The following is a 24,261-nucleotide window of genomic DNA, read 5'->3' on the forward strand; positions in this document are numbered from 1 at the left end:
CCAGAATTTCATAGTTTACTAGTTCATTCCCAGAGGTCTTTCCTGAGGTGGGAGTCTATAGGGTCAACTTCCATCAGGCCTTCTGGATAGGGTTCAAAAAAGGTCTGATTCATAAGGTACTGGTCTTCAAAGCGCACGGCCCATGACCTGATGATATTAATTGCAGGGCAAAGAGAGGCTTTTCCGCTCCTGTATTTTTGGATCCACTCAAAAAATAGCGTTTTTTCATGGCTTGAGAGCTTCTCTGAAAAATGTCCGAAGGCATGCATGAGCACATTAATATTTGAAGTATACCTGGGAGGTCTGGAGAGGGCGCTGTAAAGATGCTCCTCATACTCAGAAACCAGTTCTTGAAAGGTTTTCCTTTCTTTATTTGCAACAATAGCTCCCAGTTTCCGGAGTTCCTCCTGGCTATACACCATGAGCAGATACTTATTTTCGGAATGGAATGCAACGAGGTCCCTCATGCGTCCTTCGGATTTCATATTTCGGAAAGCTGCAAGTATAAAGATCCTGGTCATGAAATGTTCTTTTATGCGGGCGTTCCTTAGCCTTCCTTCATCCTCGACAGGAAGATAGGGAAATTGTTTCAGGACTGCCCCCCCGAAAGACCCTGAAGTTTTCCCAATTACAGCTGATTTGAGCGCAGCAGTCGGGTAAACTTTTACGTCCTTAATGCCGCAGGAAGGAGACCTGTATTTTAGAATAAACCCGTCAATGTCTCCTGCGGAATTGAGATAATCAGTGCAAAATGCCTTCATAACTTCAGTTATATCCCTGCCGCTCGCAGACTGGACGAGCCGCTGTTCCCCATTCTCAAGGATTATTCTTACCGGATCTCTTGGGATACCAAGCCCGATCTCCACTTCAGGGCAGACAGGCAGAAAATCAACATACTCCATGAGGTTCGCCACTATCGGACTGTTTATAATATTTCCATTATATCGACAGTGGTCAAACCCAAGGCACCTACTTACCACAACCCTTGGCCGAACAAACTCCCTCATTTAACCCCCATATAAGAAAGGATTTCCAGCATAAATTATTTTCCAAAAGAGGGGTTTAGAACACTTCTTTTTTAAAAATAAGAGGTTAGAAAGTTGGGATCTTTTAAAAAAAACTTCAAAATACATTATATATAAAAATTAAAAGTTTTGAAGGAAAAAATAGATCAAAAATAGGTACATAGTACTTATTTTGGAAAAAATAAAACCCAGAAAGAACAAATTTTTAAAAAGAGTGCATTTAACAAACTAAATTTTTTTCCTTATTCGGAAAAGATATATAAGAATGGAAATAACTATGAGGTAGTTTTGGGGACGATTGAGGGAAGGAAAGGCTTTTAAGTGGTAAGTCTACGAACTCTTTTAAAGGTAAGCCTACGAACTTGAACTCAGTTTCCGTTCCCGAAAGAAACCGCATGAACTTAAAAATAGGTGAAAATATGGTAGAAGCTGAGTATGAACAGATACACATGCCTCTGATCGGAGACGATGCACCGTCATTTACAGCAGCGACAACTCAGGGACCAATAAATTTCCCTGATGATTACAAAGGCAAATGGGTTATTCTTTTCAGTCATCCTGCAGATTTCACACCCGTATGTACCACAGAATTCATGACTTTTGCCAGTATGCAGGACGAATTCAGAGAAATGAACACTGAGCTTATAGGACTTTCTATAGACAGTGTATTCTCCCACATTGCCTGGCTTAAGAGGATTGAGGAAAAGATTGAGTACAAAGGGATGAAAAACGTGGAGGTCAGGTTCCCGGTAATAGCTGACCTGAAAATGGATGTTGCGAAAAAATACGGAATGATCCAGCCAAATGCTTCAACCACGCAGGCTGTAAGAGCCGTATTTATCATAGATCCTGAGGCAAAGATAAGAGCAATGCTTTATTACCCGCAATCAGCCGGAAGAAACATGCAGGAAATAAAGAGGCTTGTGACCGCCCTGCAGAAAAATGAAACTGAGAAAGTTGCAACGCCTGCAAACTGGCAGCCTGGGGACGATGTTATAATTCCAGCTCCCAGTTCAATGGAAGCCGTAAAAGAAAGACTTGGCAAGTCAGAAGAAAATATGTACTGTCTTGACTGGTTTTTATGCCTGAAGAAGGAGAGCAAAAAATAACCCGGAAAGAAATGTCAAAGGAAATAAAATCGTAAATAAAAAGAAAATAAAGGGTAAATGAAAAAGGAAACGAAAAAGGAAATAAAAAAGTGAAATGAAAAGGAGAAAAGAAATTTACTTCTTTCCAAGTTCTTTTGAGCGTTCGGTTGCCCTTATAACTGCATTCATAAATGCAGCCCTGATTCCGGCCTCTTCGAGGGCATGAACGCCCTGAATAGTAGTCCCGGCAGGAGAAGTAACCATATCCTTGAGTTCTCCGGGGTGCAGGCCTGTCTCAAGCGCCATTTTTGCGGCCCCAAGTACAGTCTGAGCTGAGAGAGTGAGGGCACTTTTCCTGTCCATTCCTTCAAGGACAGCTCCATCGGCCATTGCCTCAATCACTGGAAAGATGAATGCAGGCCCACTGCCTGAAAGACCTGTAACGGCATCCATTATGGATTCAGACACCTGAACTGCAGTGCCGACCGCAGAAAAGATCTCAAGGGCAGTTTTCACGTCTTCGGCAGTGGCATATTTGCCTGGAGCAATGCCTGAAGCAGCTTCGGAAACTGTGGCCGCAATGTTTGGCATTACACGTATGACTCTTGTACCGGTAGGGAGCGCATTTTCGTAAGTGGCAAGAGGCACACCAGCTGCAATTGAAATTAGAAGTTTATCGGAAGTAATGTCGGCTTTAAGATTTTCAAGTACCGAACCCAGAGTCTGGGGCTTCACCGCCAGGATAAGAATATCGGATGCCCTGACGATAACTGAATTGTCAGTTGATATATTAATGCCAAGCTTTGCCTTCAGATCGTTCAAGAAAGGCTCGTACACATCACTTGCACCAAGATTTTCAGGCTTTACAATTCCGGCCTTTATAATTCCCTGCATGAGAGCAGAGCCCATTTTTCCTGCTCCGATAAATCCTATCTTTCGGTTCTGATCTACCATATAATTTCTCCTATTTTCAAAATAAATATGAATATCGAGGCAATTGCCTCAAAACGTATTTTCGATTAATATTAAACGATTTAAAGAGATATTATAGTCTAGATAAATTTATAAGAAATTAGTAGATTGATAAAAGCTTCCAAACTACAAGAAATTAATTTTTGATTCTTCAGAAATCCCGAAAAATCCAGTTAATTCTTCAAATATGGTGGAAACTTAATTCAGTTCTTCAGTATGCCGATGTTTTCTTTTTTTATTACATTGCTGTAATTGTTATAGCCCAGAATACCCTCAATTTCGTCGGTGTGAGCTCCTTTTATTTTCATAAGTTCTTCAGAGGTGTAGTCTGTAATTCCTTTCGCAAAGACCCTGCCTTCACACTCTAGTCTAACCACATCTCCCCTATCAAAATTTCCCTCAACATCTACAACTCCTGCCGGGAGAAGGCTGTTTTTCCCGAGGACTGCAGCTTTTGCCCCTGCGTCCACACGGACAGTGCCTGATGCCCTTGCAAGAATGATCCAGCGGGCACGGTTCTTCTGGATATGCCTTTCAGCCAGGAAAAGAGTGCCTATCTCTTCTCCCGACAGGACCTTCAGAAGCACATCCTTAATTTCGCTATTTGCAATCAAGACATAGCAACCTGCCATGCTACAGATCTTTGCAGCTTTTATCTTGGTCCTCATTCCCCCTACGCCCTTGAAGCTTGTAGGGTCACCCCCATAACTTTCGATTTCAGGTGTGATTTTTTCCACGAGAGAGATGAGTCTGGCATCATCGTGTATCTTTGGATTTTTGTCAAAAAGGCCGTCGATATCCGAAAGAATAACCAGGAGATCAGCATCGATTTTGCTTGCAACCATTGCAGAGAGCTTGTCATTATCTCCGAAGATTGCTTCAATCTCGTTTGTACAGGTACAATCGTTTTCATTTATTATGGGGACTACCCCATATTCCAGAAGTGTGGAGATACTGTTTCTGAGGTTAAGATAGGATACCCGGTCAGAATAGAATTCATAAGTAAGAAGGATCTGAGCAACTTTTATCCCATGTTTTGAAAAAGCTTCGCTCCAGTACTGCATCAGGATACTCTGTCCTACCGCTGCCGCTGCCTGCCTGATAGGAATTTCACGAGGTTTTGGGGCAATGCCCAGTTCATAGAGTCCTACACCTATTGCCCCCGAACTTACCACAATTACCTCTTTTCCGCGCCTTCGAAGTTCGGAGACCTGAGCTGCAATACTTTCCATAAAGGTAGGATCAATACTGCAGTTTTCTTTTGTACTGTCACAGTTCTGTTTTGTAATTGAGGAAGTACCGATCTTGATAACGATTTTATTAACATCATTGAAAAAGTTATTTCTATCTGTCAATCACAAGGCCTCGTAAAATATTTTGGAAATGCAGCTGAAATAAGTAGCAGCCGCAATCCGATTTCCATCGCTTGCACTCAATTTGCGCTTGTATTTCAATTCAGATATATAAACATATCAGAAATCTTCGCCAGAATTTCAATTTATGTCTTCAAATTTAAGGTCAAGCTTCCTGTGCGTATAGGGCTTTGCATTTTCTCCTGCATAATCTGCAACAACCTGCCCTTTCCCGAGCAAGATATATTTGTAGATCAAGAGACCTTCCATGCCTACAGGCCCACGGGAATGGATTTTGTTTGTACTGATTCCGACTTCAGCCCCTTTCCCGTAACGATAGCCGTCCGCAAAACGGGTTGAGGCATTTACCATAACACTCGAAGAATCAACAAGCCCTGTGAACTCTTTTCTTCTTGAAGCATTATCAGTTATTATCCCATCGGTGTGATGGGAACCGAACGTGTTTATGTGGTTGATGGCTTCCTTTATAGTGTCAACGAATTTTATCGAAAGAATGAGATCATTGTACTCAAGACTCCAATCCTCTTCCGTAGCTCTTGAGAGAGGAGAAAGCCCTCTTTTTTCAAGCAGAGCATAGCTGTCCTCATCACAGCGTAATTCAACCCCTGCGCCGAGGTACATCTCTGCCATTTTCGGCAGGAAAGCATCCGCAATTTTACGGTTTATCAGAAGGGTTTCAATGGCGTTGCATACAGCAGGATACTGTACTTTCGCATCGAAGCAGACCTTCCATGCTATGTCGAGATCCGCATACTCGTCCACATAAATATGGCAGATCCCACTGGTATGTCCGAGTACCGGAATTTTCGTATTTTCCTGGATAAACTTAACAAACTCATTTGAACCCCGGGGGATCAGGAGGTCTACATAGGCATCAAGGCTTAAAAGGTCCATAATCTCTTCTCTTGTTTCCATAAGCTGGAAAGCCCCTGCTGGCATGCCGTTGGTGGATTCTATGGCTTTTACAAGAATCTGAAAAATAGTGCGGTTGGACTCTTTTGCTTCACTCCCGCCTTTGAAGATGGTCGCGTTCCCGCTCTTAAGGCAAAGGGACATCACCTGAGGCACCACGTCAGGTCGGGATTCAAATATAACCCCTATAAGGCCGATAGGACAGCTCACCTGATAGAGAATAAGGTCTTTGTCCAGCTCAAGAGTAGAGATGGTATCTCCTACAGGATCTTTGAGCTTAATTACATCTCTGATTCCTGCAATCATTCCGTCAATCTTTGAGTCGCTCACTTTAAGTCTGTCTACAAGCGCCTGAGTAAGCTTTCCTTTCTTTTTCAGTTCCGCTGCAGATTCAAGATCTTTGGCATTTGCATTCAGAATAGCTTTCCTTTCCTTGTCCAGAGCCTGAGCCATTGCCTCAAGCGCTCGACTTTTTATTTCTGTACATACACTGGAAAGCTCAATCGATGCCTTTTTTGCCTGTATTACTTTGGATTTAATATCTTCAGCCATATAATCACCGTTTGATATGATAACCTTCTGAATGCCCAAATTCCGGAGCTGGGCATCCAAACCTATTAATTAAATGAGTAAATTCACAGGAAATTCGGTGTTACTCGATACCGGATAGAAGTAAGATCTTATTATTGGATTACAGGTAATGATTTCATTATTGAATTACAAGTGATGGAGCTTATTGTTGAATAATAGTGCTGAACTTAGATTGAATATAAGAATTAAACTAAAGATCATTTTCTCTTTAAATATTAAGAGTATATTCATAATTCTAAAGATGTATTAACTCTTCCGCTGTATATAGGAAGTAAATACGGACGAAAAGAAAGCTAATACAGTTTTAGAATACCTTTTAACACTTTGTTGTACATGGTTTCGGCATATGATATAGCGAAGTTCTAAATAAAAGATGCCATTTTATCAAGTAACATCTTACCTGTAATATTTTACTTGCAATATTTTACTTGTAATATATAATTTAGGGTTTTAATTCTGAAAATTTCATCTGATGACTTGACACTAGGAGCGCAAGTTTTTTAAAATAGTCCTTATTTTAAATTTACCTGAAATAAGACTTCAAAGTAAGGATCTATCTTATTAAAGTTTATTTTTAACTCCAGTAAAATTGGCAGTTAACCTTGAATAGTTTGGTATAACGGATAAACTTATTCTCGTTTTAAATTTTTAAAGTCGGGAATTAATGCCATCGTCAAATGAAATTAGTATTTCAAGTTATATAAATAAAGACAATAAATTCAGATAAAGCCCAAATAAGAGAAAAGCTCAAAAAGGCTTTCTTATTGAGAAATAAAACTTTTGTATTGAGAGATATTATTTCAAAACGAATATATATACGATGAATACAACTATAAAATACACGACTTCATTACTTGGAAGCGTATACTACATCTGAAAAAAGAAATTTCAAGGTACCCTTATAATTTTTGAAGATCTCTTCGATTAGAGAAATGAAATTTTACAGCCCTGGGACCAGACCATCTATAGTGCCTTAAAAGCGATTAAAAGGTCATAAGAGGCCCGAAATGTCCGAAAACCTGGCTGTTCAGCATATCTAATACACAAAGATTATTATAGGGGTAGATCCATATCGAAATGGGGAAACTTCAGTAAATTGGTGGTGTGTAAAAAATGAAATCATTCGCATTAGTCCGGGCAGACGACTCGGATAAAGTAAAAATAGCCTTACATGATCTAGAACGATACGGACACATTCAATTTTCAGCTACTCCGAAATGCATAGAACCAAACTATGCTGATGAACTTCTTGTTAGTGTAATGGGCGTATCCCTCAAGTCAAAATGTAATTCTGCAGCACTGGTGGAGTTGAATAATCATGCAGGGGCGGCGATTAGTAGACTGAAGAAAATTCATCCTCCTGCTCATATAATCATCATCAGTCCAAGACATAAAATGTTTGAAGAGCTGGCTGGCAAGTTTCCAAAGTATCCGGAATTTGACCGAACATTCAACCATCAGAAAAGTCCACAAAGTATGGAAATGATTCAGGAGAAAGCAGACCCTTCCAATCCCATGCATAAAGAATAAAAATAACTCCGTCAATTGTTAATGTTAACTTTAATATTTAGTTCAATAGTGATTATATATTAATTTTAATATTAATTTTTGGATTCCATCTTTAATTTTCATTTTTAAGATTTAGATTTATTGGAAATCCTGCTTTGAGCAGGAGCCAGTTTTCAATCTCAGCTTGGAAACATAAGTGTACAGGCTTTCTACATCTTTAATTTCCTTCTGAGAGATGAGCCGAAGTTTGTTTCGGATTTCAAGTTCGGGTTTCAAACCAAAACTTTGAAAATATCCTGAAAGCTTTATAGCCAGCATGTCACCTCTTCTGTCCCAATCGGTTAATATAACTACTTCGCTACCGAGCCGGGCAATTCTCTCAGAGAAATTAAAAAGAGATTGTCGGGTTGCAAGTTCGAAATTGCCTTTAATTCCAAGCCTTTTCAGTGAGAGAACATCTCTTTTTCCTTCAACAATGATAATTGCTCCCCTTCCTGAATATTCGGAGAGTTCCGAAAGCAGTTCCTCAATTCTTTCAAGCCTTTTTCTGTAAATATCAAGATCAGCCACGTTTTTTGCAACCTTTTTATTAATTAAAACTTTAAGAGAACTGTAGTTTACTTATTAGGCGGTTTACTTGTTAGGAGCTAAGTAAGTTACTCTTAAAATTTGGTTATTTTTAAATGTAGTTTTTTAATTTTTGGTTTATCTTTTTAAATGCGCTCCAAAAATTGAAACTGCCTGTTGATATGAAACTCCTTTTAACAATAAAGACTTCTTACTGCTTGTTGCCCCACTGTTTATAAGAATATCCAAACTGCTAATTGCGAAGAGTTCAGCAAGGCATTCTACCAGCTGTTCGTTTGCCTTTCCCTTCTGGGCATTTTTGGTTAATTTTACTTCAATTCGCTTGCGCCACTCGTTATAACCGCTCGGAACCGAAATCGACCTGGAGCCGGGAGTAACCTCTATATCAACAATTACACCAGATCCCACATCTGTTATTGCCTCTTCGAAGGACATATCATCTTTTACCTTTCTGGAGGGATTCTATAAATCAATAACGGATTGATTCATTAAAGTAAAGGAATAATCGGAAACAATGTGAGAATAGGATTAAAAATATCAAATAAATAAAATGTCAAATAAATAAAATGTCAAACTAGATTCAAACAAAATTTAAACTTATTATTCAAAGAAAATATAGATAAGAGTTTTTTAAAAGACGAAAAAAATAGTGCTGTAGCCCTGGCGCACTAACTCCGAAAGTTCATCCTCTGGTTTTCCGCAGTCACTTTCAGTTACCCTCGTGCCGGGCAGTGTCACACTATCGATGTACCGCATTGGGGTTGTCTGTACACTCACAGTCAGGATTTTCCATTACCTCATGCAAGGACCTATACAATGCGACGAAGTTACATTATATACACAATAATATATAAAAATGTCGGCGAACCATGGATTTACTACATTGCAGATCTTAAGGAGACACTTATATTAAAAACCGATTTTTCTCAAGAGAAATTATTTAGATTACAGGGACGATATAAGAACCGGAAAATGCGGAGAGATGACCTGAAGAATACATGTGACACATGTGACGAAAAAATATTGGAAAAGTCGACTTTTATATCCCCTGAGCTAAAGATCCAGGAGTTTTATGCTTGTAATATAAAAAATCTGAAGAAAAACTTATATATTATGTATATGTTTGCTCTTCCACGATTAAGCACAGGTGCTTAATGAGTAGCTGAGGTGCGTATATATGTACGGCACTGAACAGATAATTTCCGGGACAATTATTGCAGGCTCCGAGCTGGAACCTATTGAGGGGTACATCTGCATAAAGAAAGGAATAATTACGGAGATTGGGGAAGAGCGTACATCCTCTACGAACATAATTGCTCCCTGTTTTGTCAATGCACATACTCACCTTGGAGACTCGGTATTCAAAGACCCTCCTCTGGGAAGAGTTTCCGGATTTCGAATTCAAAGAGACCTGGATGCTCTTGTAAAGCCTCCTGACGGGTTAAAGCATAAGATTTTAAGAGAAACGCCATACAAAACCCTGATTGAGAGCATGAGAAAGTCCTTGCTGGACATGATAGAAACAGGAACCTGTGCTTTTGCGGATTTCAGGGAAGGGGGTGTTGTAGGGGTAGCAGCCCTGAATAAAGCTCTCGAAGGACTTAAACTTCATTCCATGATACTGGGTAGACCTGCAGAGCCTGAATTGCCGCTTCAGGTTGTACTGGCTGAAGTAAGAAGAATTCTTCTATATTCTACCGGACTTGGAATGAGTGGGGCAAATGACCTTGATCTCGAACTATTGGAGAATATTGGTACCTGCACACGGCAGCATAGAAAATTCTTTGCAATCCATGCAGGAGAGAAAGATACGAGCGACATAGAAAAAGCATTGTCACTTGAGCCGGATCTCCTGATTCATTTGACAAATGCCACAAAAAGAGATCTTGAAGACGTGGCCGACGCAAAGATTCCGGTTGTTGTCTGTCCCAGGTCTAACCTTATTACAGGAGCCGGAATTGCACCTGTTGCCGAGATGCTGGAAGCTGGGATAAGAGTAGCTGCAGGAACGGATAATGTAATGTTAAATTCTGTAAATATGTTTGCTGAAATGGAATTTATGTCTAAGATTTTCTCTATTGATGATAGGCAAGTATTTAAAATTTGCACACTTAATGGTTCTTTTGTAATGGGATCTGATTCTACGGGTTCGATACAAAAGGGGAATAAAGCTAATTTCATGATCCTGAATGGAAGTTCCAACAATCTTGCAGGGATAAAGAACCCCATAAGTGGAATCACAAGGCGGGCAAGACCCGATGACATATTATCAGTACTTCATTCGTAAAGCAAATGGAGAACAAATATAATGAGCGAATTTTACCGGAATATAGTGATTGCAACAGACGGATCCGAGAATAGCCTTAGGGCTATTTCTTACGGAATTGAGATTGCAAAACTCAGCGGGGCCACGGTTCATGCTCTCTACGTAATAGATATAACTTCTTTTTCTTCGATACCTATGGATGCAGGATGGGAAGCAATGTATGATACCCTAAGAGATGAGGGGGAAAAAGCGATATCCATGGTAAAGGAACGCGGAAAGGTCTCAGGGGTTGAGGTAAGAGAAGTACTGTTGGAAGGTCACCCGAGTAATGAAATCATAGATTTTGCAGAAAATAATAATGCTGACCTGATAGTTGTGGGCACCCTCGGAAAAAGCGGGCTCGACAGGTTTCTGATGGGAAGCGTTGCAGAGAAAGTAGTAAGAGGCTCAAAAGTCCCGGTCCTGGTCGTCCGGAGTGAGAAACAAGATTAAGACTTTCTGCCAACTGGAAGCCTTTTGAGAAAATAGACATCGGGGAAAGAAAACCAGGATTTAAAATATACAAAGGTGTAGATTAAATGCCAAAGAACATCTTCATTGAAGATATCATGGTAAGGGATGTAGCAAACGCAACCCTTCCAGGTTCAAGGGACGAAGTTCTTAAAATTCTTAAGAACAAACACATTTCAGGAGTTCCGGTACTTAAAGACTCTAAAGTTGTGGGAGTTGTAACACGGACAAACCTTTTACAAAACCCTGAAGAAGAACAACTGGCTCTTCTTATGACACGGGATCCAATAACCATATCCTCTGGATCGGATCTGCAGACTGCAGCACGCTTACTTTTGGAACACCACATTAGAAGGCTTCCGGTGGTAGATGACGGGAAACTTGTAGGGCTTGTTACCGTAGCAGACATCATAGGCACAATTGCAGACATGAACATCGATATCCCGATAAAGGACTATGTAGAAAAGGAAGTAGTAGCTATTTACAATGAAACACCTCTGCCCGTTGCTGCCAGGATTATGGAGCTTGCAGGTGTTAAGGCTGTCCCGGTACTTGATTCAAACCTGGAGCTCGTAGGAATAATCTCGGATCGTGACGTTATTGCTGCCAGCATAATTGAAGACAGTGTAGAGATGTCAGATATGTCTGCGGGTCAGGACGACGACGCCTGGACCTGGGAATCAATGCGAGACACCATGAGCATTTACTACAGCGTCTCAAGGATTAAGGTACCCAACCTGATCGGAAGCGATATAATGATCAAGGAACCAATCACAGCTACGTACATTACATCTGTCAGCGACTGTGCGCGAAAAATGAAGCGGAACAGAATCGACCAGGTTCCGATCATCAATTCAAACCGAAAACTCCAGGGACTTTTGAGAGATCATGATCTCCTGAAGCCTCTGATAGAAATTGAATGAAATTAGGATTAAATCTCGCTTTTAAAATCGTTAAACCCTTTAACGTGAGGCGAAGAAGAATAAGGCTATTTAATACCTGTTCAAGAATTTTTCAAGAAAGGAGGCATTTTCCCTAGAGACGCCTCCAAAAACTACTTTTTTCAGGAGCTAGAAAAATGGACAGACCTTTTGTTTTTATTAATTCTGCTATGTCAGCCGACGGCAAACTCTCAACAAAGGAAAGGAAACAGGTCAGAATCTCCGGAAAACTTGATTTTAAAAGGGTCGACGAACTCCGAGCCCAAGCAGATGCAGTTATGGTAGGAATAGGAACTATTCTTTCGGACGACCCGAGCTTAACCGTAAAGTCTCCAAAGAGACGGGAAGCCAGGAAAGCCGCCGGAAAAAATGAAAACCCAGTAAGGATTATTGTGGACAGTTCAGCAAGAACTCCGCTTGATGCCGATATTTTCAAAAAAGGGGAAGGACTCAGGATAATTGCTGTTTCAACTTCTGCACCTGCTGAAAAGATAGAAAAACTGGAAGAAAAAGCTCTTGTTATCAAGACAGGGACTGAGAAAGTCGACCTTCAGGAGCTTGTAAGAAGATTAAAGGAAATTGACATAAATACAATTATGGTCGAAGGAGGGGCGACCCTCAACTGGGGAATGCTCTCTGCAGGCCTTGTTGACGAAATTTACACCTTCGTAGGAAATCTTATTATAGGCGGCGCTACAGCCCCAACTTTCACTGACGGAGAAGGATTTTCAGAAGCCGAACTCCTGGGGCTTGAACTATTTTCTGCTGAAAAAATTGAAGAAGGAATACTCCTTAAGTGGAAGGTCAAAGGAAAAATAAATCAGGTTGTTTCCTAATTTTTTGCCCCTCATAACTTTTCTAATATCTACTTAATATTTATTTTGTTTAAACTTTACTTTCATTAATTTAAACCTTACCTCATCAAATAACGAAGAATTTATATGAAATTTGGCAAACTCTACATTTTATCATTTTTAGTATCGGCCGCTGCGGTAAAAAAATCAATCACCGCCACTAAAACTGATAACAAGCTCACAAACATTGTCCCCACAGGTCCCTCTTTTAGTATATGTATTCTTTGAAAAAGGCAGTATACCTTCAATCAACCCCGCTTCATAATTATCTATGGATAAACAGGTTCGAGCATTCCATTTATTTAAACGCCCTCCCCAGCGGCATTTCCTGGCATGAATTACTATTTTGTTAGTATCTTTCTGTATTATTTTACTTTTGATTCCAAAAATTCGGTGCATTGCAGCAACACATATGCACATCCTTCTAGATCTCTTTTTAAATCCAGCATATTTAGAATTTTGGTTGATTGCCCAAGTCCAATGTTATACATAATCTCATTTAAGTTGCTTACACCGCCTTTTCCATATTTCTCCTGCGTCATTTCCAGAATGTCCGCATATATTATCCCAATCTCACTTACGGATTTTTTTCCATCTCAAAGAATATGGGATTTTATCCCATACAATCAGTCTCTTCAATAGGAAACTTTTAAAAGACATGCTACTCCTCTTAGTTTGGAATCTGAATTTTCCAGAATGAATACAAATAATTCTTGAGGCAGTCTGATTAGATCGTTTCAACCAGCATCCAGCAGGTCAATATCAGATTTTGATAATTGACAATGATTGTTGGTTTTGAAAATATTGTGTAATTTATTCTAGGTTGAAAATATAATATAACAAATGTAATATAGCCCAGATCTCACATAACGCAGATCTCACGACATATAAGAATGAACACTTTCTTCAAGAATATTTAGCTTAAGGATAATGTGTTTTTCAGCAAAAACGCTATCTTTATCGTTTAAAATATAGGGAAAACGAGTTATCTTCCAAAAGTAGATCTCAAATTCTTTTTTCACGTAGATAGTTGTTTGAGTTTCTAATATTCCTGACTTTTGTTTGTTTTACTTATCCTTTGCTTAATTTTAATCCACCAAAGCTAGGTCTTTATTTCCCTATAGGAGTTTTATATGATCAAATAAATAAAAAGAGAAATTCCAATATTTAATCGGGTTGCTAGTTAAATTCTACTGCTCTGTTAATCGGCATATGGTTTAAGATTATATTTTTCAAACCCGCCCTTAGAATATACAAAGACTTCAAGTTCGCACTTGCCTTTAAGAAATTCCCGTATTCTGCGATCATATACGCTTTGAACGTGTTTCAGCCCGTTTTTTTGGAAGTGGACTTCCACAGCTTCAAAAAACCCGATAATCTGTTTCAGGTAAGCCTCTTCATAAGCCCGGGTTTCCTGCGCAATTGCTTCACACTCGGAATTTTCAAGTTGGGAATAATAGCTTCCATGCTCGTTTAAGCCGCTTATCTGACGCCAATCCACCTTACCTGAGTCGTCCGCTTCCCGATGGAGCATATAAGGATAGACCCTGCAGATTGAAGGACGCTTATCATAAATTCTGCAGCGCTTATTCTTAAGGAAAACACAGGAGCCATCAGGCTTTGTTTTCAGAGCATAGCCTGAGACATAAAACCTGCCCTTCTGGTCGCAAAACTCAGGATAAGGAGCAGGAGTGAGGGAGGCAGGATCTATCTGCTTTAGAACGGCCAGGTCGGTATCAAGCAGGAAAACATGGTCGTTAAATTCTTTAGTGCAGCAGCGGGCACAGAGTTCACACCTGAACCCCAGTTCTTTAATAATGCCTACAAACTCAGAGTCCGGAAATTTCTTTACGCCCGCAAGTTCTTCTCGTACGCCTGCAAGCCTTGCTTCAATGTTATCTTTTTTTACGCTAATCACCTTTTTAAGAAAAGAATCTTGCAAGTCTACCTTATTTTAATTCCATGTCCGCAACATTTAATTACTAGCATTTCTCTTTATGATAAACCAAGGTTTGATGACATTTATAATTTCGCACTTTCAGGCTTCAAGGAATATTGGATATTCTTCAAGTAGATTCGAGAATTATCGATTTTAACACTATCGAACCAGGAATACCTGTATAAATACCTGTTTATTGAGACCCTGCCGAGGAAAAAAATCCGCGGCAACCGGCAGTGTCCAGCAATAAGCAAAGCCCTGGATATATTATGTAATAAACTACAAATAAACTCAAATGAAATTAAGATTAAAATTTAAAGAGGAATGATAATGGGCAAAACCGGTAGCATTGATTGGGTAAAAGTAAAAGGCAGAAAAGGCAGAGTAATCAAGGTCCAGAGGTCACAGGCTCAAAAAGCACACCCAGGACCTGCACAGCGCTTCACTTCTTCAGGTCATAAGAGGCGCTTCATCAGAAGATCTGCAAAAGCCCTTGTGAAGTAACTTTAAGGGCTTTTTAATTTAACTTTTTTTGAATTTACTTTTTTAACTTAACTTTTATGAGTTTTCTTTTGAAATCTTCATTTTTGTAAAGCAGCTTTTTAGAGGACTTATATTGTGCTTACTCTGGAATTCAATCAGTCATAAGTCAGTGCAATTTTAAGCTCACAAGCCCAGGGCCAAGTATGCAATGCTTACCCCTGCGAGGCAGAGTGCAACGTTAAGAAATATATTCAGGAAAAAGGAGAGATTTTGCCCTTCTTCAAGCAATTTGAAAGTTTCATATGCGAAGGTAGAAAACGTGGTAAAGGAACCTAAAATTCCTATATTTACGAAATAGACCATTGATTTGGGCTCAAAAGAAAAAATGAGAGGAGCAAGCACAATAGTTCCTAGTAGGTTCACTGTAAGCGTGCCTGCAGGGATATTCTTAATCCTGGGAACCTGGCTTAAAACCATATATCTACGGCATGCTCCAATAAAGCCGCCCGTGCCTATCAAAAAGAATTTTCCCATGTATGGAAAGGAGAACGTCTCTTTATTCCTCCCTGCCTGAAAGGGCTTTTATCTTACTTCGGCCCATAAACACGCCGGCCAGGGTAAGAAATTGATTAGCACTAATATTTCTAGGAGAGCGCAGGGATATCACTCGATTAAGAAGACATCCACCTCTTTTCCTTTATCATACCCTTCAATGTTTTCTGGTACCAATATATATCCGTCAGCCTTTGCAACTGAACTTAGTACCCCGTCTCCGGCTCCGGTCAGAGGGCGTACCTTATCTCCTTCAAAGACAACGCGGATGAAATTAACGTATCCTATTTTCGAACTGACTTTTGCAGCCAGGCGCCTTTTAAGAATAGGTTCGGGAATCTCCGGAATTGCTGCCAGTTTCCTGATCCCGGGACGGACAAAGAAATAGAGGGCAACAAGTCCGGAAACAGGATAACCTGGAAGACAAACGACAGGAACATTATTTACAACCCCGAGGGCTGCAGGTTTACCGGGACTGACGCCTATACCATGTACGAGCAGTTCTCCAAGTGCTGCCACAGTCTTAGGGCCATAGTCTCTTTTTCCTACCGAGGTTCCACCTGAAAGAAGAATCATATCGACATCCAGGTTTGCTTCTATGGCTTTTTTTATACTATCCGGATTATCAGGCACTATATCGAGACATCGGGGAATTCCACCCCATTTCTTCACATAAAGGGCCGACATCAGCCCATTAGTTTCAAGCACCATACCCGAAGGAGGTACATCCCTACCCCTCTGACGACTTACGAGCTCGTCCCCTGTAGGAATAACTGCAACAACCGGCTTTTTGAAAACCTTAACTCTGTCAACCCCAAGCGACGCAAGCACAGCAGCATCACACGGTCGAAGAAGATGCCCTTCCTCAAAAACCAGATCTCCTACTTTTATGTCCTCTCCGACCTGTCCCACATTCCTGTTCGGGTAGACCTGAACCCTGATCTCAACAAGGTTTCCTGCAGTGACGGTATCTTCAACCATTACAACAGCATCGGCTCCTTCAGGCACTGCCGCTCCGGTATGAACCCAGATCGAACTTCCTTCCTCTATCCGGTCAGAAAGCTGCAGCATTACCGGATTTGCAGAGGAAGCTCCCAGAGTGTCGGAAGCCCTTACCGCGTACCCATCCATAGCAGCACGTCGGTAGTGAGGCACATTCCTTTCCGAAATTACGGTTTCTGCCAGTACCCTGCCTACGCAGGCTTCGAGTGAAACTTCCTCTATTTTACTCAAAGTAGAAATATTCTCAAGAAAAAGTCTCAAAGCTTCATCAACCGAGGTTCGCTCTTTGAATATCCTGCCCATGGTCTTCCTTCCTGAGAATTAGCCCCCCGAAACCGGAGGCAGGACTGCAAGCTCATCGGCATCTGAAAGAAGAGTATCAAGCCCGTCGAGATGCCGAATATTATTTCCATTTAGAAGGACATTAATTGAACCGCACATAACAGGAGCTTCACTTTCTCCTTCAGGCTTCTCAAAAATAAGATACTCTAATTTGGGATATTTTTCAGTAAGGGATAAAAGAACATCAATAACCTTTTCTCCCGGCAGTTGCAACTCCGATGTACCTGCCTTTTCACGCAAATTTGCAAATAATTTGACTTTTACTTCAGCCATAAGAGAGATAATTTCATCCTATCCCTTAAATATACCTATGCCCCATAAAGAAAACAGCTATGCTGGAAGGTTTGGGGAATAATGCAGCAAGGTCATGATTGCAATATTGAAAACTCACCAGGGCTTTCTGAAAAAAAATATAAAATACTCGGATTCTTGATAATATTTTTTGCCCTGTTAATAAGGTTGTTTGACCTGGGAGAGCGAGTATTTCATCACGATGAAAGTGTACATGCCAGTTTTACCCTTAAACTTCTCGAAACCGGGCAATATAAGTATGATCCAGCCTACCATGGCCCCTTTCTTTTCCATTCTACTGCTGTTGTCTTTCACTTTCTGGGAATAAACGATACAACAGCACGCCTGATCCCTGTCTTCTTCGGAGTAGCGACAATTATTCTGCTCTTTTTACTTAAGAAGGAACTCGGAGAAAGAGGTGTAATCTGGTCAGCTTTCTTGCTCTCTTTTTCTCCAAGTATGGTATATTTCTCAAGGTTCTTCAGGAACGATCTGATTATTGTTTTCTGTACCCTGGCCACTGTTATAGGGGGAATTCGCTACCTTGAGAACCTTCACAGCTCAAAGAGATACCCTTATCTTATCCTTGCCGCTTCTTCTCTTGCAGTTGCCGTATCCTCAAAAGAAAACGCCTATCTTGTTATTCTCATGTTCGGAGCCTATGCAGGGATTTATTCTTTGTACAGGTTTTATTCCGACTGGAAAAAAGAGAAATTGAGCCTCAAAAGGGCCCTCTTTCGTAAAAGTTCAGCTATTTTCCCTTTCCTGCCGGAAATTTTGCTTTCAGGTACTCTTTTTATTTTTATCGTAATGTTATTCTACACAAGCCTTTTCAGAACCCCAGAGACCTTCTTTTCAATTGTGGAAAGGGCTTTTTCCCACTGGATGGCGATGCACAGAATCGAACGCATAGGAGGCCCTTTTTATTTCTACATACCTATCCTTCTCGTGTACGAAAGTCCTATTCTGCTTTTCGGAACTGCTGGTATTGTCCATTTCCTGAAAAAGAAAGGCAAAAATGCCTCCTTTTTCCTGTTTCTTTCCTACTGGGCAGTTGCGAGTTTACTGCTCTACTCATATCTCCAGGAAAAAGTCCCCTGGCTTGTTGTGCATATTGTCCTGCCCTTCGGAATTCTGGCAGGGGCTTACCTGGGAGATTTTTTTTCCGGGATGCCTGGCATAAGACAGAAGAATTTGTCAGGCATAGAAGACCCAAATTTCGGAATAGACAAAAACCCCGCTTTCGGGATAAAACGTTCCAGTGTCTATACCCTTGTTACAGGGATTCTGATACTTACCCTGATAATATCCCTGGCTCAATGTGTTTCTGTAAATTTTTACAGAAGTATGGAACCTGACGAACTGATGACGTATTCACAGGCATCTCCGGATATCCGAGAGCTTATGGAGAAAATAGGAGGATTCAATCTTGGGCCTGAAACTCTAAAGATAGCCGTTGTTGATCCTGAAAATCTTTACTGGCCCCTGCCATGGTACCTCAGGGATTATGAGAAAGCAGCATATTATACAAAACCTCCGGCTAAATCAGAATACGATGCAATAATCGTGCCTGCAACATATCGAATGTATGAGGTAATTCCAGAAGAAAAATATGCCTCATATAATTTCTCCTTACGCCCTGGAAAAGAGTTTATCCTTTATTATGATAAAAAACTTGAAAATACATACGAAAAAAGGAGAAGTTGAAAGAAAAAGTAGACTAAGAATTGGATTGTCCTGCATAAGATAAATTTGAATTCGAATCTGCCAGCGTGTTGATTTTTCTGAAAAATCACAAATCTCAGATAATAATTTAGTAGAAAACTCCACGCTTAAAGAATTGTCTAGAATAACACAACCTTTTATCCTAAATTGTTGCTATAAAATCCGCTGACAGCTTAAACATACATTAGAACAATAATAAATAAGTTTAAACCGATTTTTACTAGCATGAAATCACCCAAAGCATTAATCGCATCACTAATTGCAGCTGTAATGTATCTTATCGTAAATACAACATTTCCATGGTGGGCGGCCTTAATAATATCAATCATCATATTTATAGTAGCTATGGAACGTTTACTACAGGGAGGCAGCAGGTAAACTTAAGGCAGACTTAAAGCTGTCAGCTGATAATAAGATAGCAGACTTCAGCAGGCGGCAAGTAGTCTGCAAGCTCCGTAAGGCAGTCAGGAAGCTAGCCGGACTTCAGGGCAGATAATAAAAGCCGATAAAGGCTTTACTGGTTTTTAAGTAGTTCATAAAAGTAAATATAAAGAAACTATAAATGTTTATACGCCAATAAATAACAAACGTGATAAATATGACATCAAAAACCAGCCTCAAACAATCAACAGTAATTATAGGATGCGTAATAGCCTTCGGAGCGATTATAGTAGGAATTTCGTTTACACTAGCATCTTTTTTACTTCACGATAAAAGTTTAGAAGCAGTAAATTTATTCGTGACTGCAATACTCGGTTCGGCAGTCACTATGGTAGCCTTGGGGGAATTAAAATTTAAAAATATGGATTAAAAACCTTAATATCAATCAAAGTTCGTCTTTTCCTTAATTATCTCCTGAGAACTTTTTCCAGAAAAATATTTTACAAGTTCCATTGAGATGAACGTGGTAGAAGCAAGAGCCAGTACCACTCCCCATTCAGTGAAAGAAAGTGGAACGGTCCGAAAAGCAGTCTGGAAAAAAGGAACATAAATTACTACCAGTTGCAGGATTATTGTTGTCAGGACTGCATAAACCAGGGATCTATTTGTAAAAAGCCCCAGGGAAAAGATCGAGTATCGGTCAGACCGCCAGTTAAAGGCATTAAACATCTCTGAAAAAACCACAAGCGTAAAAATCAGAGTCTGGAGTTTCTCAAGTGGAAAACCCCTATCAACCGCCCAGGCTAGAATGATTAAAGCCTGAAGCGCAATCAACCCTCCAATTCCCAGCCCGGCTGCAATTTCCCGACGAGTGATAAGTCCTTCCTCAACGTTTCTTGGCTTCTGTCTCATAATACCGCTGTCCGGAGGCTCAACTGACAGAGCCATAGGAGGAAGCCCATCCGTAATCAGATTAATCCAGAGGATCTGAACCGCGAGCAAAGGCAGGATCTGCCATCCCAAGATAGAAATGAGGACTATGAGAACCTCTCCTATATGAGCTGAGAGCCCGTAAGTGATGAAGTTTCTGATATTTTTAAAAATATTGCGCCCTTCCTCAACCGCTGCAACAATGGACGCAAAATTATCGTCCGTAAGGATCATGCTTGAGGCTTCTTTGCTGACATCCGTGCCTGTAATCCCCATAGCTATTCCCATGTCTGCAGCTTTAAGGGCAGGAGCATCATTAACCCCGTCTCCGGTCATTGCCACGATATAGCCTTTTTTCTTAAAAGCGTCTATTACCCTCAATTTATGGGTAGGATAGACCCTGGCATAAACCGAAACTCTCTCGACCTTCCCTTCGAACTCGGCATCCCCAAGGCTATCAAGCTCTGATCCTGTAAGAGTGAGATCGTTTTCCTTCAAAATCCCCAGTTCCTTTGCAACTGCAGACGCAGTAATCTTATGGTCTCCTGTTATCATTACGGTTTTAATACCTGCATCTGCACATTTCTGGATTGCAACCTTTACTTCCTCTCTTGGAGGGTCTCTCATGCCCATTAAACCTAAAAAGACCATATCCTCTTCAATTTCCTCTGAAGAGAATTCTCCTGAAGAAATGTTTTCAAGAGATGGGCCCTCATCCAGAGAGCGGAATGAAAGAGCCATAACCCTGAGGGCCTGATCAGCCATTTCCCTGACTTTTCCCGCAATCAACTGCTTCATTTCGGGAGATAAAGACCTTATTTCCCCATCAAGAAAAATTTTCGTACATGAACTGAGAATTACCTCAGGGGCTCCCTTTGAGAAAGCAACCAGTCCTTTAAGGGGAAAGCTACCGGAATCGGCTTCCAGTTTATTGAAGGTAGTCATTCTTTTTCGTTCAGAGGAAAAAGGTATTTCTCCAAGTCGAGGATATTTTTGGTCAAGATCGACTTTAAGGAGCCCTGTCTTTGCCGCAGCAACCACAAGAGCTGCCTCCGTAGGATCTCCTTTGATCTCCCATTTCTCATTTTCCTTAAAAAAGTCAGCGTCGTTACAGAGAACAGCTCCCAGCAAGAGAACATGAAGATGAACATCGTCTGCAGAAACTTTTTTGTTTCCCTTAAAGACCTCTCCTTCAGGAGAATATCCTGCTCCCGTAACCTTTAAAATCTGCTCATTGACGCAGATCCTTTCAACCGTCATTTTGTTCTGCGTAAGTGTGCCTGTCTTATCCGAACAGATAACATTTGTGGCTCCAAGTGTCTCTACAGATGGCAGTTTTCTCACAAGGGCATGCCTTTTGACCATACGCCTTACTCCTAGCCCAAGCCCTACTGTAACAACCGCAGGTAGAGCTTCAGGGATAGCAGCAACCGCAAGTGCGACCCCCCAGAGAAACATATCAAGGAGAGGAAAGCCGTAAAAGACGCCAAGCATTGCGACAAAAGCCACAATTATAAGAGTTGCAATCCCAATCCATCTGCCAAACTTGTCAAGGCTTTCCTGTAAAGGCGTTTTGGATCTCTCGATTGTCCCCAGAAGTCCGGCCAGTTCCCCAAAAGCAGTATTCATCCCGGTTGCAGTAACAATCGCACTGCCTCTTCCGTAAGCAACTGCAGTTCCTGTATAGACCATGTTTGTCCTGTCAGCTTCAGGAGTTTCGGAAGGCAGGGTTTCAATGCTTTTCTGGACCGGCACGGATTCTCCTGTAAGGGAAGACTCGTCAGTTTTGAGGTTGAACCCTTTGATTATCCTGGCATCTGCAGGGATGCGGTCTCCGGTCTGAATAAGGATAAGATCTCCAAGAACAAGTTTTTTTGAAGGAATTTTTTTTTCAACCCCGTCCCTTATAACAGTCGCTTCCGGAGAGGTGAGAGACCTTAGAAGCTCAATTGATTTTTCGGCTCGATATTCCTGCACGAAGCTGAGAATACCTGCAAGAAAAACCGTAAAAATAATGACTATTGCATCAATTAGCTCCCCGAGAAGAGCCGAAACAATAGAGGCAATTATCAAAATAATAATCAAGATACTTTTAAACTGTGAGATAAAGAGCTGCAGGACCGAGACTTTTTCATTTTCTTTAAGTTCATTTTCGCCATACTCTTTAAGCCTTTTTGAGGCTTTCTCAGAACTCAAACCTGCTTCTGATACCTCAAGCTCTTCAAAAACGGAGTTGACTTCCTGATCGTAATACACCCCTCTATCCCTCAAGCCTCCGGATTATCCAGAGATGTCCCCCAATTAATATATCTGCCTATCTAATATAAGTTTCAAAGCATATATAACAGTTAAGCATATCGATAGATTAAGGGGTTTTTAAAGGAATTTCAGTAATACGGACTCTTGTGGAAAAAAAGATATAAAACTTTAGCTATTTTTATATCAAGACAGGGGTCTGGAATCTATTTGAAATCTATTTGAAATCTATTTGAAATCTATTTGAAATCTATTTGAAATTTATCTAAAATCTATTTGTAAATACATTTGAAATCTTAAGGGATAACAAGGTTCTGTTTGAAAAATAAAACAGATAAGGGAAAAATTGGGTATGAAAATCATAATAATAGGAAGTGGACTTGCAGGACTGTCAGTCGGGTATAAGCTCTGCAAATCGAATGAGATTGTTATTTTTGAAAAAGATGAGGAAATCGGGGGGATGGCCGCAAGTTATTGCCACGATTTTGCTGGGAAGAAGTACTTTATAGAGAAGTATTATCACCATATATTCAGGAGCGATTCGGAACTTCTTGACCTGATAAAGGAACTGGGACTTGAAGATCAAATGCTGTGGCTTAAGGGGAAAAACGCCTATTTTGTGGACGGTAAAAATTATCCTATGAATACTCCTGCTGAAATTCTAAGGTTTAAACCTCTTTCGTTTACGGATCTGGTCAAACTTGGGCTACTGGTACTCAGGATAAAGCTAATAAATGATACGACTTCCTATGACAGAATAAAGGCGAAAGACTGGATTCTTGATACGGCAGGACAAAATGTATACGAAAACTTTTTTGCTCCTCTAATGAAAAGCAAATTCAGTGAAAATGCCGAAAGTGTCTCTGCCGCCTGGTTAATAGGGCGTGTGAAAATAAGGTCAGATAGGGGAAAAGAAGGAGAAAAACTTGGGTACCTGAAAGGAGGTTTCAATTCCCTGATAGAAGCCCTAGCAAGGGAAATCACTGCACAGGGAGGCAGAATTTTACAGAATAAAGCAGTAACGGAAATCGTAATCAAAGACAATGCAATACAGGGAGTGGTTACTGATGGAGATTTTATACCCTGCGATGCCGTGATTTCAACTGTTGAACCCAGAGTACTTGATGTCCTCACGAAGGGCAAGCTTGGAGCCCTTCACACAACCTTGCAAGGTATTCGATATCAAGGGACTGCATGTGCCCTTATAGGACTGGACAAAAGGCTTATGAAAGATGAGAATTACTGGCTGAACATAAGAGCTGACGTGCCTTTTGGAGCCGTAATTGAACACACTAACTTTATGCCTTTTGAGGATTATGGAGAGCACCTTGTTTATGTAACTTCCTATTTTCAGGATGAAAACAATCCCCTCTGGCTAAACAAGGAAGAAGAAGTTCTGAATTCGTACCTGAAGGGCCTGGAAAAGATTTTTCCTGATTTTTCAAGAACCGATATCCACTGGGCGAAACTCTTCCGCAGAATGGACACTGCACCTGTGTATGAACAGGGGTATCTTGAAAAGGTTCTGCCTTTTGCTCCGGGCCCATCAGGACTTTACCTGGCAGGAATGTTCTCATCAACCAATTACCCGGAAAGAAGCATGAACGGCTCTGTAAAAGCCGGGTTTGAAGTTGCGAACTTCTTCATGAAAAAAGAAGAAAATTGCGAAGTTTGCTGGCTCGACTGAGAAAACGGCATCCTGTACGTTCATTAAAAGCTTTGTGCACCTGA

Annotated in this window: 23 protein-coding genes; 10 read left to right on the forward strand and 13 right to left on the reverse strand. The window is 40.7% G+C overall.

What is annotated here, in order from left to right; genetic code table 11:
• Nucleotides 1-23: 23 nt before the first annotated feature.
• The gene (locus tag BP621_RS10800) at nt 24-1,007 is read right to left on the reverse strand and encodes a YbgA family protein (protein ID WP_292389801.1); all 984 of its coding nucleotides are present in this window, start codon (nt 1,005-1,007) and stop codon (nt 24-26) included.
• A 437-nt stretch (nt 1,008-1,444) separates the two neighbouring features.
• Here BP621_RS10800 and BP621_RS10805 point away from each other — a divergent pair, with 437 nt between their 5' ends.
• Complete coding sequence (locus BP621_RS10805; protein ID WP_292389803.1) at nt 1,445-2,134, forward strand: peroxiredoxin; 690 nt, start codon at nt 1,445-1,447, stop codon at nt 2,132-2,134.
• 114 nt (nt 2,135-2,248) lie between these two features.
• Here the strand turns inward: BP621_RS10805 and proC are convergent, their stop codons facing one another.
• From proC to BP621_RS10820, 3 genes are all read right to left on the reverse strand, one after another.
• Complete coding sequence (proC, locus tag BP621_RS10810; protein WP_292389806.1) at nt 2,249-3,067, reverse strand: pyrroline-5-carboxylate reductase; 819 nt, start codon at nt 3,065-3,067, stop codon at nt 2,249-2,251.
• A gap of 221 nt (nt 3,068-3,288) precedes the next feature.
• Nucleotides 3,289-4,440: a glutamate 5-kinase gene (gene proB / locus BP621_RS10815; RefSeq protein ID WP_292389808.1), complete on the reverse strand. Its 1,152-nt coding sequence runs from the start codon at nt 4,438-4,440 to the stop codon at nt 3,289-3,291.
• Between the two features lie 138 nt (nt 4,441-4,578).
• A complete protein-coding gene (locus BP621_RS10820; RefSeq protein ID WP_292389862.1) occupies nt 4,579-5,940 on the reverse strand; it encodes a glutamate-5-semialdehyde dehydrogenase in 1,362 nt (453 codons plus the stop codon).
• A 1,134-nt stretch (nt 5,941-7,074) separates the two neighbouring features.
• On the opposite strand from BP621_RS10820, the gene BP621_RS10825 reads away from it, so the two are divergent.
• Nucleotides 7,075-7,491 carry a DUF356 domain-containing protein gene (locus BP621_RS10825; protein ID WP_292389810.1) on the forward strand — a complete coding sequence of 139 codons (417 nt, stop codon included), beginning with the start codon at nt 7,075-7,077 and terminating at the stop codon, nt 7,489-7,491.
• A gap of 117 nt (nt 7,492-7,608) precedes the next feature.
• On the opposite strand, the gene BP621_RS10830 is transcribed toward BP621_RS10825, so the two are convergent.
• The 3 genes from BP621_RS10830 to BP621_RS10840 all read right to left on the reverse strand — a co-directional run bounded on the left by BP621_RS10830 (nt 7,609) and on the right by BP621_RS10840 (nt 8,835).
• Complete coding sequence (locus BP621_RS10830; RefSeq protein ID WP_292389811.1) at nt 7,609-8,040, reverse strand: toprim domain-containing protein; 432 nt, start codon at nt 8,038-8,040, stop codon at nt 7,609-7,611.
• 135 nt (nt 8,041-8,175) lie between these two features.
• A complete protein-coding gene (locus tag BP621_RS10835; RefSeq protein ID WP_292389812.1) occupies nt 8,176-8,493 on the reverse strand; it encodes a DUF167 domain-containing protein in 318 nt (105 codons plus the stop codon).
• A gap of 195 nt (nt 8,494-8,688) precedes the next feature.
• The gene (locus BP621_RS10840) at nt 8,689-8,835 is read right to left on the reverse strand and encodes a hypothetical protein (protein WP_292389813.1); all 147 of its coding nucleotides are present in this window, start codon (nt 8,833-8,835) and stop codon (nt 8,689-8,691) included.
• Between the two features lie 400 nt (nt 8,836-9,235).
• On the opposite strand from BP621_RS10840, the gene BP621_RS10845 reads away from it, so the two are divergent.
• From BP621_RS10845 to BP621_RS10860, 4 genes are all read left to right on the forward strand, one after another.
• A complete protein-coding gene (locus BP621_RS10845; protein ID WP_292389815.1) occupies nt 9,236-10,345 on the forward strand; it encodes an amidohydrolase family protein in 1,110 nt (369 codons plus the stop codon).
• 18 nt (nt 10,346-10,363) lie between these two features.
• Nucleotides 10,364-10,816 carry a universal stress protein gene (locus BP621_RS10850; RefSeq protein ID WP_292389863.1) on the forward strand — a complete coding sequence of 151 codons (453 nt, stop codon included), beginning with the start codon at nt 10,364-10,366 and terminating at the stop codon, nt 10,814-10,816.
• 86 nt (nt 10,817-10,902) lie between these two features.
• On the forward strand, nt 10,903-11,757 hold the full coding sequence (locus BP621_RS10855; protein ID WP_292389817.1) for a CBS domain-containing protein: 855 nt from the start codon (nt 10,903-10,905) through the stop codon (nt 11,755-11,757).
• 155 nt (nt 11,758-11,912) lie between these two features.
• Nucleotides 11,913-12,611 (forward strand): 2,5-diamino-6-(ribosylamino)-4(3H)-pyrimidinone 5'-phosphate reductase, encoded by a 699-nt coding sequence (locus BP621_RS10860; protein WP_292389818.1) that lies wholly within the window; start codon nt 11,913-11,915, stop codon nt 12,609-12,611.
• A 165-nt stretch (nt 12,612-12,776) separates the two neighbouring features.
• Here BP621_RS10860 and BP621_RS10865 read toward each other — a convergent pair whose 3' ends face one another.
• Together BP621_RS10865 and BP621_RS10870 are read right to left on the reverse strand one after the other, a co-directional pair.
• Entirely contained in the window at nt 12,777-13,028 is a 252-nt protein-coding gene (locus BP621_RS10865; RefSeq protein ID WP_292389819.1) for a hypothetical protein, read from the reverse strand.
• A gap of 802 nt (nt 13,029-13,830) precedes the next feature.
• Nucleotides 13,831-14,547: a YkgJ family cysteine cluster protein gene (locus tag BP621_RS10870; protein WP_292389820.1), complete on the reverse strand. Its 717-nt coding sequence runs from the start codon at nt 14,545-14,547 to the stop codon at nt 13,831-13,833.
• A 351-nt stretch (nt 14,548-14,898) separates the two neighbouring features.
• Between BP621_RS10870 and BP621_RS10875 the strand changes: the two genes are divergently transcribed.
• Nucleotides 14,899-15,072, forward strand: a complete 174-nt coding sequence (locus tag BP621_RS10875) for a DUF5350 domain-containing protein (protein WP_292389822.1) — start codon at nt 14,899-14,901, stop codon at nt 15,070-15,072.
• Between the two features lie 162 nt (nt 15,073-15,234).
• On the opposite strand, the gene BP621_RS10880 is transcribed toward BP621_RS10875, so the two are convergent.
• From BP621_RS10880 to BP621_RS10895, 3 genes are all read right to left on the reverse strand, one after another.
• Complete coding sequence (locus tag BP621_RS10880) at nt 15,235-15,585, reverse strand: fluoride efflux transporter FluC (RefSeq protein WP_292389824.1); 351 nt, start codon at nt 15,583-15,585, stop codon at nt 15,235-15,237.
• Nucleotides 15,586-15,714: 129 nt separating this feature from the next.
• Complete coding sequence (gene glp / locus BP621_RS10890) at nt 15,715-16,908, reverse strand: gephyrin-like molybdotransferase Glp (RefSeq protein ID WP_292389827.1); 1,194 nt, start codon at nt 16,906-16,908, stop codon at nt 15,715-15,717.
• 18 nt (nt 16,909-16,926) lie between these two features.
• The gene (locus tag BP621_RS10895) at nt 16,927-17,220 is read right to left on the reverse strand and encodes a ubiquitin-like small modifier protein 1 (protein WP_292389828.1); all 294 of its coding nucleotides are present in this window, start codon (nt 17,218-17,220) and stop codon (nt 16,927-16,929) included.
• An 81-nt stretch (nt 17,221-17,301) separates the two neighbouring features.
• Between BP621_RS10895 and BP621_RS10900 the strand changes: the two genes are divergently transcribed.
• Nucleotides 17,302-18,945 carry a flippase activity-associated protein Agl23 gene (locus BP621_RS10900; protein WP_292389830.1) on the forward strand — a complete coding sequence of 548 codons (1,644 nt, stop codon included), beginning with the start codon at nt 17,302-17,304 and terminating at the stop codon, nt 18,943-18,945.
• Between the two features lie 607 nt (nt 18,946-19,552).
• The gene (locus BP621_RS10905; RefSeq protein ID WP_292389831.1) at nt 19,553-19,774 is read left to right on the forward strand and encodes a hypothetical protein; all 222 of its coding nucleotides are present in this window, start codon (nt 19,553-19,555) and stop codon (nt 19,772-19,774) included.
• An 11-nt stretch (nt 19,775-19,785) separates the two neighbouring features.
• Here BP621_RS10905 and BP621_RS10910 read toward each other — a convergent pair whose 3' ends face one another.
• On the reverse strand, nt 19,786-22,545 hold the full coding sequence (locus BP621_RS10910; protein WP_292389833.1) for a calcium-translocating P-type ATPase, SERCA-type: 2,760 nt from the start codon (nt 22,543-22,545) through the stop codon (nt 19,786-19,788).
• Nucleotides 22,546-22,882: 337 nt separating this feature from the next.
• Here BP621_RS10910 and BP621_RS10915 point away from each other — a divergent pair, with 337 nt between their 5' ends.
• Nucleotides 22,883-24,217, forward strand: coding sequence for an NAD(P)/FAD-dependent oxidoreductase (locus BP621_RS10915; protein WP_292389834.1), 1,335 nt, complete (start codon nt 22,883-22,885; stop codon nt 24,215-24,217).
• Nucleotides 24,218-24,261: the final 44 nt, after the last annotated feature.

Source organism: Methanosarcina sp. UBA5 (assembly GCF_002505485.1).
In the GTDB taxonomy this organism is placed as follows: Archaea; Halobacteriota; Methanosarcinia; order Methanosarcinales; family Methanosarcinaceae; genus Methanosarcina.

What these genes read in the sequence shown, in the direction of transcription:
- BP621_RS10800 (WP_292389801.1), bottom strand. Translation starts at nt 1,007, where the DNA reads ATGAGGGAGTTTGTTCGGCCAAGGGTTGTGGTAAGTAGGTGCCTTGGG.
- BP621_RS10805 (WP_292389803.1), top strand. Translation starts at nt 1,445, where the DNA reads ATGGTAGAAGCTGAGTATGAACAGATACACATGCCTCTGATCGGAGAC.
- proC (WP_292389806.1), bottom strand. Translation starts at nt 3,067, where the DNA reads ATGGTAGATCAGAACCGAAAGATAGGATTTATCGGAGCAGGAAAAATG.
- BP621_RS10825 (WP_292389810.1), top strand. Translation starts at nt 7,075, where the DNA reads ATGAAATCATTCGCATTAGTCCGGGCAGACGACTCGGATAAAGTAAAA.
- BP621_RS10835 (WP_292389812.1), bottom strand. Translation starts at nt 8,493, where the DNA reads ATGTCCTTCGAAGAGGCAATAACAGATGTGGGATCTGGTGTAATTGTT.
- BP621_RS10845 (WP_292389815.1), top strand. Translation starts at nt 9,236, where the DNA reads ATGTACGGCACTGAACAGATAATTTCCGGGACAATTATTGCAGGCTCC.
- BP621_RS10855 (WP_292389817.1), top strand. Translation starts at nt 10,903, where the DNA reads ATGCCAAAGAACATCTTCATTGAAGATATCATGGTAAGGGATGTAGCA.
- BP621_RS10860 (WP_292389818.1), top strand. Translation starts at nt 11,913, where the DNA reads ATGGACAGACCTTTTGTTTTTATTAATTCTGCTATGTCAGCCGACGGC.
- BP621_RS10865 (WP_292389819.1), bottom strand. Translation starts at nt 13,028, where the DNA reads ATGCACCGAATTTTTGGAATCAAAAGTAAAATAATACAGAAAGATACT.
- BP621_RS10875 (WP_292389822.1), top strand. Translation starts at nt 14,899, where the DNA reads ATGGGCAAAACCGGTAGCATTGATTGGGTAAAAGTAAAAGGCAGAAAA.
- BP621_RS10880 (WP_292389824.1), bottom strand. Translation starts at nt 15,585, where the DNA reads ATGGGAAAATTCTTTTTGATAGGCACGGGCGGCTTTATTGGAGCATGC.
- glp (WP_292389827.1), bottom strand. Translation starts at nt 16,908, where the DNA reads ATGGGCAGGATATTCAAAGAGCGAACCTCGGTTGATGAAGCTTTGAGA.
- BP621_RS10895 (WP_292389828.1), bottom strand. Translation starts at nt 17,220, where the DNA reads ATGGCTGAAGTAAAAGTCAAATTATTTGCAAATTTGCGTGAAAAGGCA.
- BP621_RS10900 (WP_292389830.1), top strand. Translation starts at nt 17,302, where the DNA reads ATGCAGCAAGGTCATGATTGCAATATTGAAAACTCACCAGGGCTTTCT.
- BP621_RS10915 (WP_292389834.1), top strand. Translation starts at nt 22,883, where the DNA reads ATGAAAATCATAATAATAGGAAGTGGACTTGCAGGACTGTCAGTCGGG.